Below are 17,271 nucleotides of genomic sequence, written 5' to 3'. Positions count from 1 at the left end.
GCGCCTTCCGGTTTGAAAAATGAAAATACGGGTGCTGCGGCGGAAGTGTACGTCGTTCGTGCGGATGAAAAGCCTCTCGACGATGAGCTTAAAAGCTTCGGTTCTATTTCATATAAAACGAAAACCGATGTTACGTGTATGGTCGGCGGCACGATCGTATCGTTTTTTGTAAAAGAAGGCGATGCGGTGGAAAAAGGGCAAAGACTTGCACAGCTTCGCAATGTTCAGCTTGAATTGCAAAAAGAGCAATCCGTGAGCGCGCTCGATGCGGCGAACGCGGCTCTCAAACTTGCATATGCGAAACTTCGCGAAGAAACGCTTGCAGCCGAAAGCCGTCTCCTTGCCGTAGAAAAATCGAAAATGAACATAGTGCAAAAAGAACTCGAATCGGAATTGTTGAAAAATACGCTTTCGAATAAATCGCGGCTTCACGAACTCGGCGGCGTTACCGACTCTTCGCTCGAACACTTGAAGCTTCAAGTCCGCTCGATGGAAACGGAAATCGCAATTTTGAAAAAAGAACTCGACGCGCTGCTTTTGGGTTTTCGCGATGAAGACTTGATAAAAGAGGGAATCGTTCCTTCTTCCGATTCGGATGTGCGGAAAAAACAGCTTATCGCACTCAATACCAAATCGGGCGGAGCGGAACTTGCATCGGTCGAAGCACAGGTAAAGACGGCAGGACAGCAGCTTACATCCGTGCAAAAGCTTATCGACGAGCTTACGATACGCGCTCCGGCGGCGGGTATTGTCGGCGCACGTTATTACGAAAACGGCGAATATATAAAAGAAAATGAAAAACTCGCAACGCTTATGGATACCTCTTCCGTTTTTGCGGTGCTGTCCGTGCAGGAGCAGGATGCCGTAGGTTTTATGCAAGGTACGCGGGTTTCGCTTTTTTTGCCGTCGCTCGGAAAATCTTACGAGTCCGTCATTTCCGAAATATCGCCGGCGGCGGATCCTCAAAGCGGAAACTTTTCGATCAAAACCGAAATCGATAATAAAAGCGGCACAATCAAACCGGGTATGTTTGTGCGATGCGAAATCGAACGTTCGGCTGCAAAAGATATGCCGTGCATACCTGAGAGCGCATTGCTCATGTCTGATGAAAAAAGCGGAAAAATTTTTTCGGTTGTAAACGGATATGCGGTGCAAAAAAATATTTTAATAAAAGCGCATCGCGACGGTTTTGTGTGGGCGGGCGGCGGTCTTTCCGCCGGAGAAATTATTATCGATAAGCCTTCGCCGTTTTTGCGCGAAGGACAGGCGGTAACGGTAAAAGAATTATGATAAAAAAGATCGTTTCGTTTTCGGTATATCATCCCGTCTCCGTGTTGATGCTTCATCTCGCATTGGCGTTGTGCTGTTGTATAAGCCTTGCCCTTATTCAGTTCGATTTTATGCCGAAAACGGGAGAACGATTTTTGCTTATCGCGACCGATTTTACCGGAGTGAACGCGGACGATATGCGGTCTCTTGTTACGCTTCCCGTGGAAGATGCTGCGGCTTCGCTCAAAGGGATAAAAAATATTTCATCGGTAACGCGCGACGGACTTTCGCTTGTCATCGTCGAACTGCATTGGAATGTCGATGCCGATCTTGCCCTTACCGAATGCCGCGAAATTATCGATCGGTGCTACGAAGCGCTTCCGAACGGCTGTGCGAAACCGACTGCATCCGTTTTCAATCCCGTGCATCGCGAACTGCTTACGCTCGCCGTTTTTCCGAACGACGGAGATTTGGAATACGCCCGCCATATCGTCGATTCGGATATACGTCCGCATCTTCAGCGCGTCAAAGGTGTCGCTTCCGTTTCCGTTACCGGCGGGCTGAAGAGCGAAGTGCAAGTGCGGCTCGACAAAGCGAAACTTGAAGCGCTCCCGCTGTCGCTGCAAGCTGCGGCCGATATTTTAGCCCGGTCCAATTTTGAATATCCGTCGGGAAATGCGCGCGACGGAAATAAAGAGCTGCTTTTCAGAACTTCGGGTTTATTCACATCGCTTGACGATATTGCCGATACGCCTATTTTTTACGGCGACAGCGGCGTGCTTAAAATAAAAGACATCGGAACGGCTGTTTTCGGCACCGAAAAAAAACAGAGCTTTTTTATATATAACGGCAGAGAAGCGTTATGTGTAAAAATCTATAAAAAAGCCGATGCGAGTCCGCTTTCGGTTTCGAAAAAATTAATAAAAGAAATTTCGGAACTTGAAAAACTCTACGGCGGAAATTTTACGTTGAAAGTCGTTTTCGATTTATCGGATGAACTTAGGGCGTCGATAAAAAATTTATGCGCATCTGCCATTGTCGGTGCGGCCATAAGCGCCCTCGTGCTGTTTTTATTTTTGCGCTCGCTGAGTATTTCGTTTTTGACTGCAAGCGTTATGCCGCTTTCGATTGTTTTTTCCGTATTTGTTCTTTTTCTGTGCGGCAAAACGATAAACGTATTATCCGTTTCGGGTATTACGATAGGCATCGGTATGGTAATCGATCCTGCCGCGGTCGCTATGGAAAATATATCGGAAAAAATAAAGCGGCAGCCGAAATCCGATGTTTCGATTGCGATTATTCAAGGCGTTTCGGAAACGGCTCTTTCTTCGTCCGGCTCGGCGGTAACGACGATTGCGGCTTTTTCTCCGTTATTCTTTTTTCCGGGATTGTTCGGAAAACTTTTTTCGGATATGGCGGCAGCCGTTATCGCTTCCATCGCGTTTTCATTCGTACTCGCTATGACCTATATTCCCGCGATGACGGCATTTCATCCGAAATTTTTAATAAAATTATGCAGGCCTGATCATCGTATCGCGTATTTTGAAAAAATATACGGCGGCTGCTTAAAAACCGTATTTGCAAAAAAGAATATTCTTTTCGTTTTGCTTTCCGGCTGTATTTGCGTCGGCATAGTGAGCGCCGTGTTCTTAAAAAAAGAACTGCTGCCGAGCATGTCGGGCAACGCAGTTTCGGCAACCGTACGGTACGGCGCTTCTCCTTCACTCGACGCGCTTTTTTCCGATGCCGCAGTGATATACCGGCTCTTATCCGCGGACGCTTCCGTCGATACGGTGTGCATATCGGGCGGAATCGAAAAAGACGATTACGAATTTCTTGCGGATCCCGGAGCGAAAAAGGAAACGCTCCGTATAACGTGCAGCGGAAAACATCCCGAAAAAACCGCTTCTCTCCTTAATAAAATTTTACGGGAAACCGATATGCCCTATACGATCGAAAGCAGACGCAATCTGCTTGAAGAGACGATCGCATCCGAGGGCGCGCCGCTTATTATGACGGATTCTTCTCCCGAAGCGCTCAGAGAAAGGGCGCTCGCTTTGTTCGATGAGCGGGATGTAGTGCCTTGCGATATTTTGCCGGAAGCCGTTTTTGTTCCCGATCGAAACGCATGCACGAGGTTTTCCGTTTCCGCTTCTCAAACCGCTTCCGCCGCCTATGCTGCGCTTGAAGGAGCACCGTCGAACGTCTTTTATCGAAACGGGAGAAAGATACCGATCCGCGTATCCTTTGCCGCGGGGACATATACCGCAGTTGAAGATCTCATGTATACAAGCGTCGTTTCCGGAAAACTTGCCGTGCCTCTTTCCGTGCTCGGCACGATCGAGCGCAGGACGAATGAAAAAACTTTGTTCCGTTGGAACAGAAAAGATGCAAAAAAAATTAATAATGTAAAAAGCGGAAAATTGATCGACAGATCTGCCGCGGAGCAGCGGGGTATTAAAGCCTCGGCACGAATCAACAGCTTCGCTGCAAAGCGTCCGAGTATCGAATCCGCCGTCCTTATTCCGCTTCGGGATATGCGGATAAAAGAGCTTTTTAAAAGTGCTGCAGTATTGCTTGCCGTCGTATTTCTTTTGCTTTATTGCATTATGGGCGCACAGTTCGAATCCTTTGTCGTTCCGCTTCTTATGTTCGCTTCGATACCGCCGGCCTTTGCCGGTGCGTTCTTTTTGCTTTTTTTGTGCCGCCGCTCGCTCAATATAAACGGGATAATCGCTCTTGTCGTGCTTTTCGGAACGGCGGTCAACAACGCGATTATTCTATATGAAAGCATCATCCGGCTGAAAAAAATTACGGAAGACGGCGTTATTGCGGCAAGCGTTTCGAAACTTCGTTCGATTTTAATAACGACATTGACGACGATATGTGCCGTTATTCCGTTTGCGTTCGACCCGTTCCGTAAAAACCAACAATCGTCGATGGCCGTTGCCGTTATCGGAGGACTTGCGGCGTCTTTTGTCGTCGTGCTCGCCGTTATGCCGCCGCTTTTCCTTGCGGTTTTACAAAAGAGGAGAAAGCCGTGAACGAGCGCTCGTGGTACAACCGTCCGAAGCTCGCATTTTTCGTGTTCGCGGCCGTAACGGTGTGCTTGATCGCATGCGCGATACGAATCGAACTCGGCGAATCGAATGACCGGCGCAGTACCGTGTTCACCGTCGAATTCGATTATTACGGAATGGACGCCGATAAAATCGAGCAGCTCGTGACGATCCCGCTTGAAGAAAAAATACTGCCGCTTTCGGGGCTTTTGGAACTGGACTCTTCGGCGGAAAACGGTAAATCGGTGACGACGGCGTATTTTAATAAAAATATTTCATCGAAAAATACCTATCTTGCTCTCAGAAACGGAGTCGACACTTTGTATGCATCTCTCCCGCGCGATGTGCAAAAACCGCGCATATATGCATCGGACATGCATTCCGCGAGCGTTTTATGCGTCGCATTTGAAAAAAAAGACGAGCGTACGAGAGAAGCGATCGAATCGGCATTGAAGAAAAAAATCGAAAGCGTCCGCGGTGTTTCAGAAGTGATTGTAAGCGGCGGAGCGCAGAACGAAGTACTTGTATCGTTCGATCCGGAAAAAGCATCGGCTTCGCTGCAAAATCCGTCCGATTTTTCGACGGTCGTCCGAGACGGCAATACGGTGAGCCCCTCGTGCACGATACAAAGCGCGAGAAAAAACGAATCGATCGTATTCGACACGAAGCTGAAAACCCTCGACGAACTTCGTGCGCTCCCGATAAGGGCGGGTACTGGTTATTCGAATTTCGGTTATCTCGCGGAAGTACGAATGCGGCCGCGTGAGCCTGACGGAATCGTGCGCATTGACGGGAGAGAATGCATTGCGCTGAATGTAAAATGCGCATCGGACGGAAACGCCGTCGCGCTTTCTTCGGCTTGCAGAAAAATTCTTTCGGCAGCCGACTTGCATGATATCGATTATACGATTTTATACGACAGCGGACGCGAACAGCTCGAACTTATCAAATCGGTTGCATGCGCATTTTTACAGAGCTTTATCTGCGTCGTCCTTATTGTTCCGTTTTTTTATAAATCGATTTCTATCGGACTTTTTATTTTATTATTATTAATTACCGACAGCGTATGGACGGTGGGCATACTGCAGCTTTTAGGTTTTACGCTGAACTGCCATACGATTGCGGGTATATCGATCGCGCTCGGTCTTATCTCCGATCCGGCTCTTATTATCAGCGAGCTTGCCGAAACGAGTTCGACAAAAGATGAGTTTTTACACAAAGTCCGAAAAACGTACGCGCCGCTTGCCGCTGCCGGATGCACGACGCTGCTTGCCGTCGTTCCTCTTTTCTTTTTCGATGCCGTTGTGCCGGGTACGAAAAATATTGCGGCGGCGATGTGTATAATGATTTCGCTTTCGATAATTATAACGGAAGTTTTCGTTCCGTGCTGCATTTACGGAAAAAATCGATTTTTGCCGGAACTTATTCCGTACCGTAAAATCGAATCGGCCTATGTGCGAGGTTCGTATTACGCTGCACAGAAAAGCGTTTCGCACCGTCGTGTGGTATGTATAACATATATATGCTGTATCGCAATCCCTCCGTTTTTATTTTTAATGAGCGGAAAAAATCTTTCGTCGGAAGAGCGCGGCAATATCGTATTTGCATCGGTCGATTACGAGCCGGAACTCGGGGCGGGGTATATAGATGAAAGCATAAGAAAGATCGTCCCGTATTTAAAAGAAAATACGGGCGTTTCGTTCATCCGTACGGAAGCGAAGAGGGGTTCTGCGGATATCGAAATCGGATGCAAACGTTCTGCAGATACGGCTCGCATCCGCGAATATACGGCATCCTTTTCGCGCTTTGTCCCCGACGGATTTTTCCATGTGCCCGGAGGAAAAAAGACGCCGCGTAAAAAATTTGCGCGGTTGAAAATTGCAGCCGTCGGAGACGAATCCGAGATGTGCAGAGCGTATGCCGAAAAAGCCGCCGCCGCACTTGCGCCGTTAAAGCAAGTCGATTCGATCGTACTCAATTTTAAAAAAGCGGAAAAAGAATACGTCTTCGTTCCCGATAAAACGCTTCTTATTAAAAACGGATTGACGGTCGAATCGGTTGCGTCGAATCTTCGCTGGCTTATGTTCGGCCCCGTTGCGGATAAGTGGCTTCAAGACGGCAAAGAATACGATATCCGCATTGCGGGAAAAAATTTGCAAAAGGCTTCTCTCTCACAAATCGAAAATATTCACTTGCCGCTTTCATCGGGCAGTATCAAATTCGCTTCCCTCGGTTCGATAAAATCGGTTGATAAAATTAATAAAATATACAGAAAAGACGGAAGACGATGTGCGTATTTTACTGCGGAACTGAGCGGCGTGAGTACCGGCACGGCAGCATCTCTCGTATCCGAAAGACTTGCGGTTTTGCCGCTCGAAAAAGGATATCGCTTTTCGTTCGAAAGGGATGTCGCCGAATTGAATAGGGATTACAGGACGGCGGCAGGAGTGCTTGTGCTTTGTGTCGCGGGGATTTTCATATTGCTTACGGCGTTGAACGAGCGGTTTGAATTGTCGGCACTCATCGTTTCGGTTATTCCCGTTTCCCTCGTGCTGCCTCTTGCAATCCGTTTTGTGTCCGGAGTGCCGCTTGAACTCGGCGATATTACGGGGATGGTCGTCCTGTCCGGCCTTGCCGTAAATAACGGGATTTACATAACCGAATCGAAAAAAAGTCGGATCGTGTTTTGCGTACGTGAAAAAGCGCGCAGCATTTTGGTTACTTCGCTTACGACGATCGTCGGTGCCGTCCCGCTGTATCTGTTCGGAGGAGATTCTTTTTCACGATGTCTCGCGTTTTTTATTATTTTCGGAATTATCGATTCGACGCTCGTATCGTTTGTATTGTTTCCGGGCTGCGTTGCACGGATTTTTGATAATTTTATAGGAGGTATGTATGAATGAAAAAATGACAAGGGCGACGGCTGCCCTGCTTATGTTCGTTTACTGCGCGAGTATTGTTCCCGCGCACGAAATCGCATCCGGTCTTGCGGCCGGAAAAGTCCGCATCGACTATTATTTGAATCGAGCGGAAAAAACCTGCGACGAAAACGAATGGAAGCGCCTTGCGGAAGAAGGGATGCTTGCTTCTCTTGCGGCATGGGAACGTATGACGCTCGCTCTAAAAGAACAAAATGCCGACGAATGGAATGCATTGCGTTCGGAAGCGAAACAGTATTATGAGAATACGGTTGCAAAGCGATATGCCGATCTGATCCGCGCTCGCTATACGCGTTCACATGATGCGAAAATATCTTCCGAGCTTTCGCGCCGACTTAAAGAAAAAATTAATAATTTAGATTTGTCGGAATATACGCTTACCGAAACGGCAAAGCTCTATGACGATTGGAATGAAGAGAGCCGAAAAATCATCGATGAATATCTTGACGGATACGGTACCGGAAATTTTTCGGAAGCGGTACGGCGCGAAGCGGAAATGCTTTCGATGATTGAAGGGAAGCGCCTTATCTCCCGTTTTATAAAAGACGAACATTCGCTTAAAGCGGAAAAAGCGAAAGAAGCTGCCGCTGCGATTGCGGAAGATTTGACGAAAAAAACGTACGGTGAAACCGAACGGGATATGAACGAACTGTTTGCCGCATTCGAAAAAAGGATAACGGCGCCCGATGCGGAATCGGCCGACAAGGATGCGTTTCTTTCGCGATTTAAAGAAGTTTTCAACAAGGGGCTTGCAAAGTGGGAAGATGCCGAACGCGCATTTTTGAAAGACCGCCTTACGTGGGAAAACGAAGCACAGCAAACCTACGAAGAAAGTGAGAAAATTTGGGAAGAAGCGAAAAAGACGCTTTCGGACAAAAAGGCGGAATGGGAAAAAAGTATTGAAGAGCGCATACGGAAATTCGAACGGGAAATCGCGGAAAAAAATAAAGAGTATGAAAGTGAGATAAATACTCTGCTTGAAAATTATCGTGCGGCGCTCGAAGAAAATGCGTCGAATCGATACGCCGCGATACGGATGCAGGAGTCGATTTATAAAAATATGCGCGACATGCTCGCTTCTTCGCATGACGGCATTAAAAATTGGGGCGCGCTGTGGGGAACGAAGTATAACGGCGTTTATTCGTATTGGAAAACGGAAGACGCAACCGATGTACTCTACAATATTATTAACGGAAAAAACAATATAAAAATCGATGTCGAAACCGCAAAGCGTCTTCGTAAAAATGTATATGATTGGCAGGATTCGTATATACGTCTGCTCGTTCGGGAATACGACAGCGTTATGGCGCAATATGTAACGAAAATCGAAAGCCTGCAGCAAAATATTAACGACGATTTACAAGGAGGATCTTTTGATAAAATCGATTATACGAAATCAAAAGAATACAATAAAGATATTATAAAAAAAGCGGATATCTTTTTAAGAAAATATAAGACACGCTCTTTGGACAATTTCAAAGTACAGGAGTTTTTCGAGTATTACGATAAAATCGAAGCGCTCAAACAATACGGCAATAATGAAAAAACGTTTCGCGCTCTCATGGCGTCGGAAAATGTAAAAAATTTGGAAAAAGAACTTCTCCTTTACAAAGATGCCGACGAATCGGCGCTCGACGAACGGACGAAAGCGTATATCGACGATATAAAAAAATGGCTTGCGATTCAAAAGACAAAAGCGGCGGGCGGCAACGCTTCTCAGAAATTCCGATCGTATTTGGAAAAAATAAAAAATACCGACAAAACCTTATCTAAAAATAATAATTTTATCGTGCTCGCGGAAGAAATCGAAGCGGGTACGGCGCTTTTGGAGCGGTACCGGATCGCGCTTTCCGATAAAATACGTCTCGACAAAACGATGGATAATCTTTTTTTTCTGACGGAAGGAAAAACGATCGGATACGGAGAAGCGGAGTCGGCATTGTTGAAATTGAAAGCGATTGCGCGGGCGGCGGAAGAAGAATATGAAATTGCAAAAGCGGTCGACGATTATGCATCGGTGACGGATGCGTCGCGCGAATCGAAGATCGAAACGGAGCGGCGCCTGCACGGTGCGGAAAATGCATATAAAGCCGCATATAATGAGTATCGAATTTTATGTGAAAAGCTTTCCGACGGCGATATACAACGCGCACGGGAAAAGCTGGAGGCGGCGCATAAAAATCTGGAAGCTGCAAAAGAAGCTCTTTCCGAAGCGGAAAAAGAAAACGCTTCGCTTATGTCGCTAAAGTCCGAAGCTAAGCGCGATATGATAGAGCGGATGATTTTACTGTTCGCGGATACGTATTTGGAAAAAAATACCGCTGTACTTCAGGCGGCACGAGATTATTATCTTGCGAAATTTTCGGAACTTGAAAAACAGGATTTATTAAAAATTGAAGGAGAAAATGCCGATGAAAAGCGGCAGGATTATAAAACTGCAAAAAGCGCGGTCGCCGACGCGATTCGAAAAAATGCCGCAGCTCCCGCCCGAGCGGAAAAAGGATCGTATGGTAAAGTTATCGATTATATAAAGGAGCTGAGCATCCTTTCTTCGGGACTTTCCGACGGTGCGCGCCAAGCGCTTGCCGAATATACGGAGCTGTATTCGGATGCGGAAGCATACAGATATGCGGATCTTTCGGGTACCGACGGAAAAGCGGAAGCGGCGAAGTTTACGGAGTATTGCGAAAAACTTGCGCAGTATGAAAACATTGCCGATATCGATACGCTCGATGAAGCGCAAAAAGCGGAACTGCATACGCTCATCTTTGAAAGCAAGTTTTTGGAAAGCGTCGTACGTTATGCGAAAAAAACGCGCGGCACGTGGAATGAAAAATTATTAAAAAACGGATATTTGAATTCGTCGGTATTTACTTCGGCTGAAGAAAAGGAAAGGATACGGAAAGTGCTTGTCGAAAGCGATGCTGCCGATTTGCAGATGAAAGCGGATACCGCCGCTTTTGCTGCGGATTTCTTTTTGCAAGCCGATTATACGGAGGGAGAGAAAACGGCGGCGGAGTTATACGGAACGCTTACACGTGCCTTTGAACAAAAAGAGGACTCGACGAAAAAACTCGAACTCTATGCGGAGCTTTTTTCGCTTTCGTGTGCGGACAATATGACGGTTCGCATCACCGAAAGTTTTGAAAAAACGGCAGCCGCTCAGCGTACGGTTGTCGCCGCAAATGAATCGTATGAAAAAGCGCTTTCGGAAGTAAAATACGCGGAAGCCGAATATGCAAAAAAGGTTGACGAATGCAATGCGTCGTATGCGGCGCTTGAAAAATTCCGGACAGCCAAACGCTGTGCTCAAGCGGTATACGATTGGGCGTCGAGCATCTATCTTGAAAATATCGGAACCAATACGCATGAAAGCTATATCACTCCGAAAGAGCGGCTTTCAAAAGCGGCATACGCAAAAGAGCGGGCGGCATTTTCGATTCGTGTGTTGGAAAATATAATTGCGGAAAAACGCGGGACGGCGGATCTTCCTGCAGAAAACGATGAAATCGAAGCGTATAAAAAAGCCGACCGCGCGTATTATGAACGCCTTGTCCTTCAGTATGAACTCCATAAAGATTCCCGCGAAAAAGAAAAAAAGCTTTTCGATGCTGAAGCCGCCGAACTCGAAGCCCGCTCGGCAGTGAGCGTGGCGTCGGATTATACGAATGAAGAAAAACTCGTACATATTTCAAAAGACGAAAGCGGATGGAACTATGCGCTTTCTCATCGTATCGTTGCCGAAGAAAAAAGCGAAACGCATTTTGAAAAACGCAGGCAGCTTAAACATTACGTATCCGGTGACGAAGAGCCTAAAGAAAGCGATTATGAAGAAGTCGAGGTTCCCGTTACCCGAAGGTGGACGGAATACAATATTCATCCGACTTCTTATGCGGGCGTCGACAACGATGCCGAACAAAAAAAATATTTTACCGACGGCGACGAAGCGGCAGTGGAAACGGTATCGAGAGGAACGATTAAGCGGACTGCCGCGGAGAGCGAAGCCGTACAATGGCTTTCATCGCTGTGGAGCAGGGGGCATCGGTACGCCGAAAGCGTGATTCTTGCCGCGATGTATTTGCAGTATCGATGCGGCAATAAAATAAAAATTTTGCAAAGCGCTTCCGAACATCGTTTTGCCATACCGAATGTCAGATCGGAACACGGAATCGATGTATACGGAATGTACAAGCAGTATCGTGAAGAAGTTTTATGGGATGCATACGATTCGGTTGTCAAAGCCGGAGGCGAAAGCGATATAGCGAAATGTATTTTATTCAGGAACAGCGGCAATATCCTCGGTGCGGGGATCGAAGAATATGAAACGAATATTTTAAAAGAGCGCTCCCTCGAACGGCTCGGCAGCGCCATGTATAGGATAGAGCGCCAAAACACTTGTTTCAAATGGATTTTTTGGGGAATCTTTTCGATGCGCAACGCAACCGGAAAATATGCGTATTCGGTCGTAGGAAAATGCTATTCCTATGAAAAAAGTGCAGAGGCGGTCAATATCAAAAAACGCGAAAATATCGCCCAAGCGCTCAATATGCTGAAAGAAGCGGAAAATACGCGAAAAGCCGCTTCGGCCGATTATGCCGCGCTTTATAAAGGTGCGCCTCAAAACGGCAAGCGGGCCGCAAAAACAATGCGGGATATGTTCGCCGGAAACGATACGGTTTCCCCCACGATCCTCGATGAAATTGTCGATGAGGCGGATGAAAACGCAAGTTATTCGAACGCCCTCGATTTTATCGATAAAACGGTAAACGAGTATAAAGCGAAAAAAGACGAAGCCGCGCTTGTGCTGGCCGAAAAACGGAAAGAACTTTTTGAAGCGCAAAAAAAAGCTTCGGCCGCCTATTATGCATACGGTGAAAAAAATAAAACGATAGACGAGGAGACCCGTGCCGAATTGCGGAAACTCGCTTTGGAATCGTCGGACGCACGATTGAGTGCCGAAGCGCGCAAAAGAGCCGCTGAAAAATATGCGGTGTCGGCTGCGGAAAAATTTTCCGTGACGGAAGAAGAAAAACGGCTGTTCGCAGAATATGCCGAAAAGGCATGGGGTAGGGGCACGTATGACAGCATCGGTTTTATTAAATCGCTCGGAAATTATTATAACGATTATCGTGAAAATAATCGAAATGATTTTTCACGTACGGCGGAGACTTACGATGAGTATATCGGAAACGAGCTGCTCCGTTTCGCCGAAGTTAAAATCGGAACGGAAAATGCATGGCGCTACGATGCGTATAAAATCGAATTGACGAAAAATGCTGATGCGGCGAAGACCGAATATAAAAACGCACTCGAACAGCTTAACGATATTGCCGTTCTGGCAAGCGACGAGTGGGCAAAAGCGCAGGAAAGAATGAATGTGCAGTACAACACGTGGCGGCACGAATTTGTGCAAACGTATAAAGCCGCACAAAGCGAGTGGGAATCGAATTACGATACGTTTTTATCGCAAAAACAGGAATGGATAAACGGAATGTATTCCGATGCGGCAGCCGAAACGGATCTGCGTCAGGATGAGGGAGAACAAAAACGAGCGGAAAAACTTGCCGAAGCGCGGAACGCCGTGCGGAAGACGCTTCCGAAAACGATTGTCGACGGTAAAAAATACATCGAAGCGCTGCTCGGGGAGACGCTTATCGGTAAGCTCGAAGCGCACAGCGGTGTTTTGGAAAAGCGCATTGAATCGATTTCATTTGCCGCTTCTCGCTGCAGTCAGCCATCGTCCGATATCGAAATCGCATATCGTGCGGCGGAAGTGCTTGCTGCGACAAACCGAGATTTGCAGCAGACGGCTGTCCGCATAGCCGCGCAGCAAGCTGAACAAAATCTTATAAAAAGCCGCGATCGATATGCCGCTCTGGTTCACGAGCAAAATCAAAAGCTTGAAGATTATGTATTCGATACCGTAATCGATTCCGGATATACGGTGAGCGGTAAAATTATTAAACGGCGTGCGGTTATCGATTCGAATTTTTGGGGCGTTACGGAAGTCGTGCAGACGGTACATCCGTACGAATGGTATGTAAGTGCGGCCCCCGACATCGGTATAGATACGAAAGCGCTTTTGAATGCCGATACTGCCGTTGCCGATTATCTTATGGCCGCGGCGCATGAAAATCTTTCGGCATGGTATAAGCGTGTTTTCGGTGAAGGCGGCGAGTTTGAAAAGCATCGAGGAGAAAAGCCCGTATTTAAAAGCGGCGGCGATCTCAATATTAAAAAAGGCCGGGATGCAAATATTGAAACACAGGGTACCGGCGAAATCGGCCTTGTCATGCTGGATATTTTATGGAATGATATTGAAGAGAATTACGGCTGGAACGAACTTGCGAAACCCGATTGGGATCAAAAGCTGTGGAGCGGGAATTCTTTTTTAGGTATGGATCCGCCGAGCGTACGGACGGTGACGACGGTTGCCGCAGCCGCCGCGGCGACGATTGTAAGCGCGGTGTGTACGTGGGGTACTGCCGCACCGGTAGTGGCGGCTTTGTGTTCGGCGGCGGTTGCAAGCGCGATAACGATGAGCAACGAACTTTTGTTTGCCGCTCTTGATTTCAGTGGTGGCTATAAAACTGCGGACGAGATCGGCAAGAGCCTTGCGATGAGCGCGGTTACGAGCGTGATCGGCGCGGCAGGAGGAGCCGGTGCCGCGGGAGCCGGAATTTTGGGCGGCTTTGCGGGCGCTGCTCTGAAAACCGGCATCAGCGTTTCGGGAGAGCTTACGGGAAAATTCGTTACGGGCGGCATCGCGACGAATTGGAACTGGAGCGAAATGGGCAAACAATGGGACGATTGGAATGATTGGAAGGGGACGGCGATAGGTATGGCCGGAAATGCCGTCACCAACGGTTTTGAAACCGCGATGCTCGGAGATACGATAGCGAAAGGGGGAAAGGTAATCGGATATACAAGAGCGGCCGGTTTTAACAGCGGACAAATCGGTCAAATAAAAACGCTTGCCGGAACGCTGGGCAATCTGACCGGAAGTGCGATGGAACTCGGCATAAACGGCGAAACGACTGTAAATATATTGAATACAAGTAATTTTCTTGCAAAGACGAAATTGGCCGGAGCATCGAGCGGATTGCTTGCGTTGACCTTCGGTAATAAAGGCGTACGTACGGAAATAAGCGCGGCAGGACGCAATTACAGTATTACGGAAATAGCGAATACGATAAGCGGTACGAAAGCGGCGGGCATTGCGCTGCGGACAAACGCGTATGAACGGAAAAACGGAGCGGGCACCGGTACGGCTCTTCGCAGTCAATACGGATTCGGAGATAAAATGGCGCGACAGCAGGCGGATGACATTCTGCACGGCAGAGCCGAATTGATAAAGGACGAGGGTACCGTGACGGACGGAGGCCGCGCAAAAACAATATTTGACGGCAAACGAAAAATATATGTCAACGGCAGTAAGTTGGATGGAACGGTTGAAAGCGCGCTTGCTATGGGTATAACGCTTCAGCACGAAGCGTATCGGGACGGAGTTACGGAATCGAGCGCGGCACAACAAGCGGAGACGTTGCAGGCCGTCTACAAGCATACGGAAATGGCGCTTCGGATGACGAGTGACGGGATGGCCGGCGCTATGATGGAAGGTGTGTTATCGCGTATGACCGAGTTGCGAAGCGATATCGGAAACTACAATCGATATATGTTTGCAATGGCGCGAGCCGGAGGAGACGAGGCGAAGCAGAGGGAAGCGTACGAACAATATGCGGCGTATGTGGATGCGGCGTATGACTCGAGCGGGGATTATTGGCTCTTTAAACTTGACGGTTCTATTACCGATGATAAAACGAATTATTTCTCTCGCCAATATGTAGATGAAAACGGTTTAATAATAGACGAAAATGGTAGTTTGATAAACGGTGACGGTAAGGTTGTTGGGAAAGCAACGAAAAAACAGATTGCATCGATGAAAATAGAAGGCTCGGATTTTACCGGATCACGGACGGAAGCGTTGGTACGTGTTCTCGGTTTAGAGAATGCGGAAAGAATGTTAGGGAAAAATTATCTGGATGCGGATTTGTATAAATATACTACTCTCACACAGATAGGATTAAATGAAGCACAGATAAAAAGAATACAGCGTTCAGGTTCATTGAACAGCATCCGTCTTACTAAAACACAAAAAGAGAAACTGCTTGGACAACAGCTTATGTCACAAGCAGGAGTTTCATGGGATTCGGAAGAAAACAGATGGGTAGGAGGAAACTTAAAAATACCCGGATTAAGAGAGAATGACAGTCTCGGCGTAAACAGACGCAAGGACGGGACGTATCAGTTCTTTACGGCAGGTATGATATTTACCAGGGATGATGATGCATTTGATGTATGGAAGAATGGAAAGGAAAGTAAGGATTATGATGTTAAAAATAATACGCGGGTTAAAATTTGGAAGAGGGACTTATTTACAGGGGAAACACTTTCCGAATATTTAACCAGCGCATGGACAACTGTGGATAAAGCCTCTTCAGATTTAACAAAGAAAATTGATCAAGATGAATACAAAGGTAACACTATTATTTCAGAATATTTTAAGATGCATATGATTGATTATGACGGGTATGGATTAGATACTGTGGGAGTTATAACAGACGCTGCTACTTTAAATGGGAAATATATATACAAAAATGGCAGAACGAATCCTAACGATACGTGGCGAGAAGCCAGATGGCTTATGCATTCTTTCGGACAAAATGCAGGTTCAGAGGGGTGTTTCGGAGCATTAAGCGATTCTACTGTAGCCGGTTATATTGATGGAATCCCTAAATGGTCGAATCCTGCAGTAAAAGGTTCCGGTGCATATCATATGCAAAATTTATTTGATAAATATAAAAAAGAATGGAATATCTATAACGGATATGAATTTAATATGCGTCTGCAAGGAAGGATAAAACCATGAAAAAGAAAATTTTAGTTATTTATCTGTTTATGTTTTATTCGTTTTTTATTGTACCTCAAAATTTTAATTTTAGTCCTCTATATCCATTACAAACGGATAAACCGCAAGAACAGAATATTTTTATTCTATATGATGATATTTTATTTAGTTCATATTATTCCAGCGACAGTATTATTTCATACTATTCGGGACAACCTGCTAACTTTATTACGCGTATAGTGGAAGATATGGATTCAGGATATTTCTTTATAACTTATAAGGAATTTCTTGGTAAAGAATATGAAAGATCTGCGTATTTATTGCAAGGTAAAGGCGTTATTATTTTATCTGATAGGAACGGCAGGATTTCAAAGACTAAATTAAATACCCGAGAAAAAGAATATGAAAAGAAATTTTTATTTAGGAAAAATAATCCTGATTATAAAGGCAGTGAGGGAGAAGGCTGGGGAAGGATTATATCGGTCGATAATAATATAAAAACTATAAAAGCTTCTTCATCTCTAAAAGAATATGATACGGTTTATACGCCGACAGGGGTTATTAGTAAAATTTTTTTTGAGACTGGAGATGATTATATAAATTATTTTTATGATTCAATTACTCCTCCATGGATTGAAGGTGTAGACGGTTATGGCATAGGAGAATATCTCGATATAGAATTCAAATATGAGACCGATGAACTTCAAGTGCTAAATGGATTCGTTGATTTTAGACGACAATATCTTTTTAAAGAAAACAGTAGAATAAAGACAGTTCTTATAGAGTCTCAAAATCCAAGGTTTTCGAAGGAATATGAACTTGAAGATTGCGTAAAATACACCGTAATAAAATTGCCGCATAAAACAAATTCTATACGGATGATAATAAAAGATGTATATCCGGGAGATAAGTATGATGATACTTGTCTTTCATCGATAATTATTAAAGACCCAAGTATTCCGAGTTTTGAAGAGCAACAGTCATTATTATTGAAGCAGTTGAAAGATATCAGCATTTGGGAAAAGATTAAAGAACTTAAAGGTGATAAGACAGTAAATTATATTCGTTAAGGATACGATCGGGAAAATATATTATA

Annotated in this window: 5 protein-coding genes; all 5 read left to right on the top strand. The window is 45.9% G+C overall.

Annotated features, from left to right (window positions below):
• Positions 1-12 precede the first annotated feature (12 nt).
• From H9I35_RS06370 to H9I35_RS06350, 5 genes are read left to right on the top strand one after another with little or no spacing between them, the layout of a single operon-like run.
• Positions 13-1,290, top strand: a complete 1,278-nt coding sequence (locus H9I35_RS06370; protein ID WP_187418604.1) for an efflux RND transporter periplasmic adaptor subunit — start codon at positions 13-15, stop codon at positions 1,288-1,290.
• Entirely contained in the window at positions 1,287-4,313 is a 3,027-nt protein-coding gene (locus H9I35_RS06365; RefSeq protein ID WP_187418603.1) for an efflux RND transporter permease subunit, read from the top strand. Before H9I35_RS06370 ends, H9I35_RS06365 begins: the two co-directional genes overlap by 4 nt.
• Entirely contained in the window at positions 4,310-7,231 is a 2,922-nt protein-coding gene (locus H9I35_RS06360) for an efflux RND transporter permease subunit (RefSeq protein ID WP_187418602.1), read from the top strand. Before H9I35_RS06365 ends, H9I35_RS06360 begins: the two co-directional genes overlap by 4 nt.
• Positions 7,224-16,196 carry a hypothetical protein gene (locus H9I35_RS06355; RefSeq protein WP_187418601.1) on the top strand — a complete coding sequence of 2,991 codons (8,973 nt, stop codon included), beginning with the start codon at positions 7,224-7,226 and terminating at the stop codon, positions 16,194-16,196. The genes H9I35_RS06360 and H9I35_RS06355 overlap by 8 nt, the downstream gene beginning before the upstream one ends.
• Positions 16,193-17,245: an NADase-type glycan-binding domain-containing protein gene (locus H9I35_RS06350; RefSeq protein ID WP_187418600.1), complete on the top strand. Its 1,053-nt coding sequence runs from the start codon at positions 16,193-16,195 to the stop codon at positions 17,243-17,245. Before H9I35_RS06355 ends, H9I35_RS06350 begins: the two co-directional genes overlap by 4 nt.
• Positions 17,246-17,271 lie beyond the last annotated feature (26 nt).

The sequence above is a fragment of the Treponema sp. Marseille-Q4132 genome (genome assembly GCF_014334835.1).
In the GTDB taxonomy this organism is placed as follows: domain Bacteria; phylum Spirochaetota; class Spirochaetia; order Treponematales; family Treponemataceae; genus Treponema_D; species Treponema_D paredis.
The sequence above is the reverse complement of the archived record's forward strand: the minus strand, read 5'-3'. Positions and strand labels throughout refer to the sequence as shown.

Coding starts and splice junctions, on each gene's coding strand:
- H9I35_RS06350 (WP_187418600.1), top strand. CDS start 16,193: ATGAAAAAGAAAATTTTAGTTATTTATCTGTTTATGTTTTATTCGTTT.
- H9I35_RS06355 (WP_187418601.1), top strand. CDS start 7,224: ATGAATGAAAAAATGACAAGGGCGACGGCTGCCCTGCTTATGTTCGTT.
- H9I35_RS06365 (WP_187418603.1), top strand. CDS start 1,287: ATGATAAAAAAGATCGTTTCGTTTTCGGTATATCATCCCGTCTCCGTG.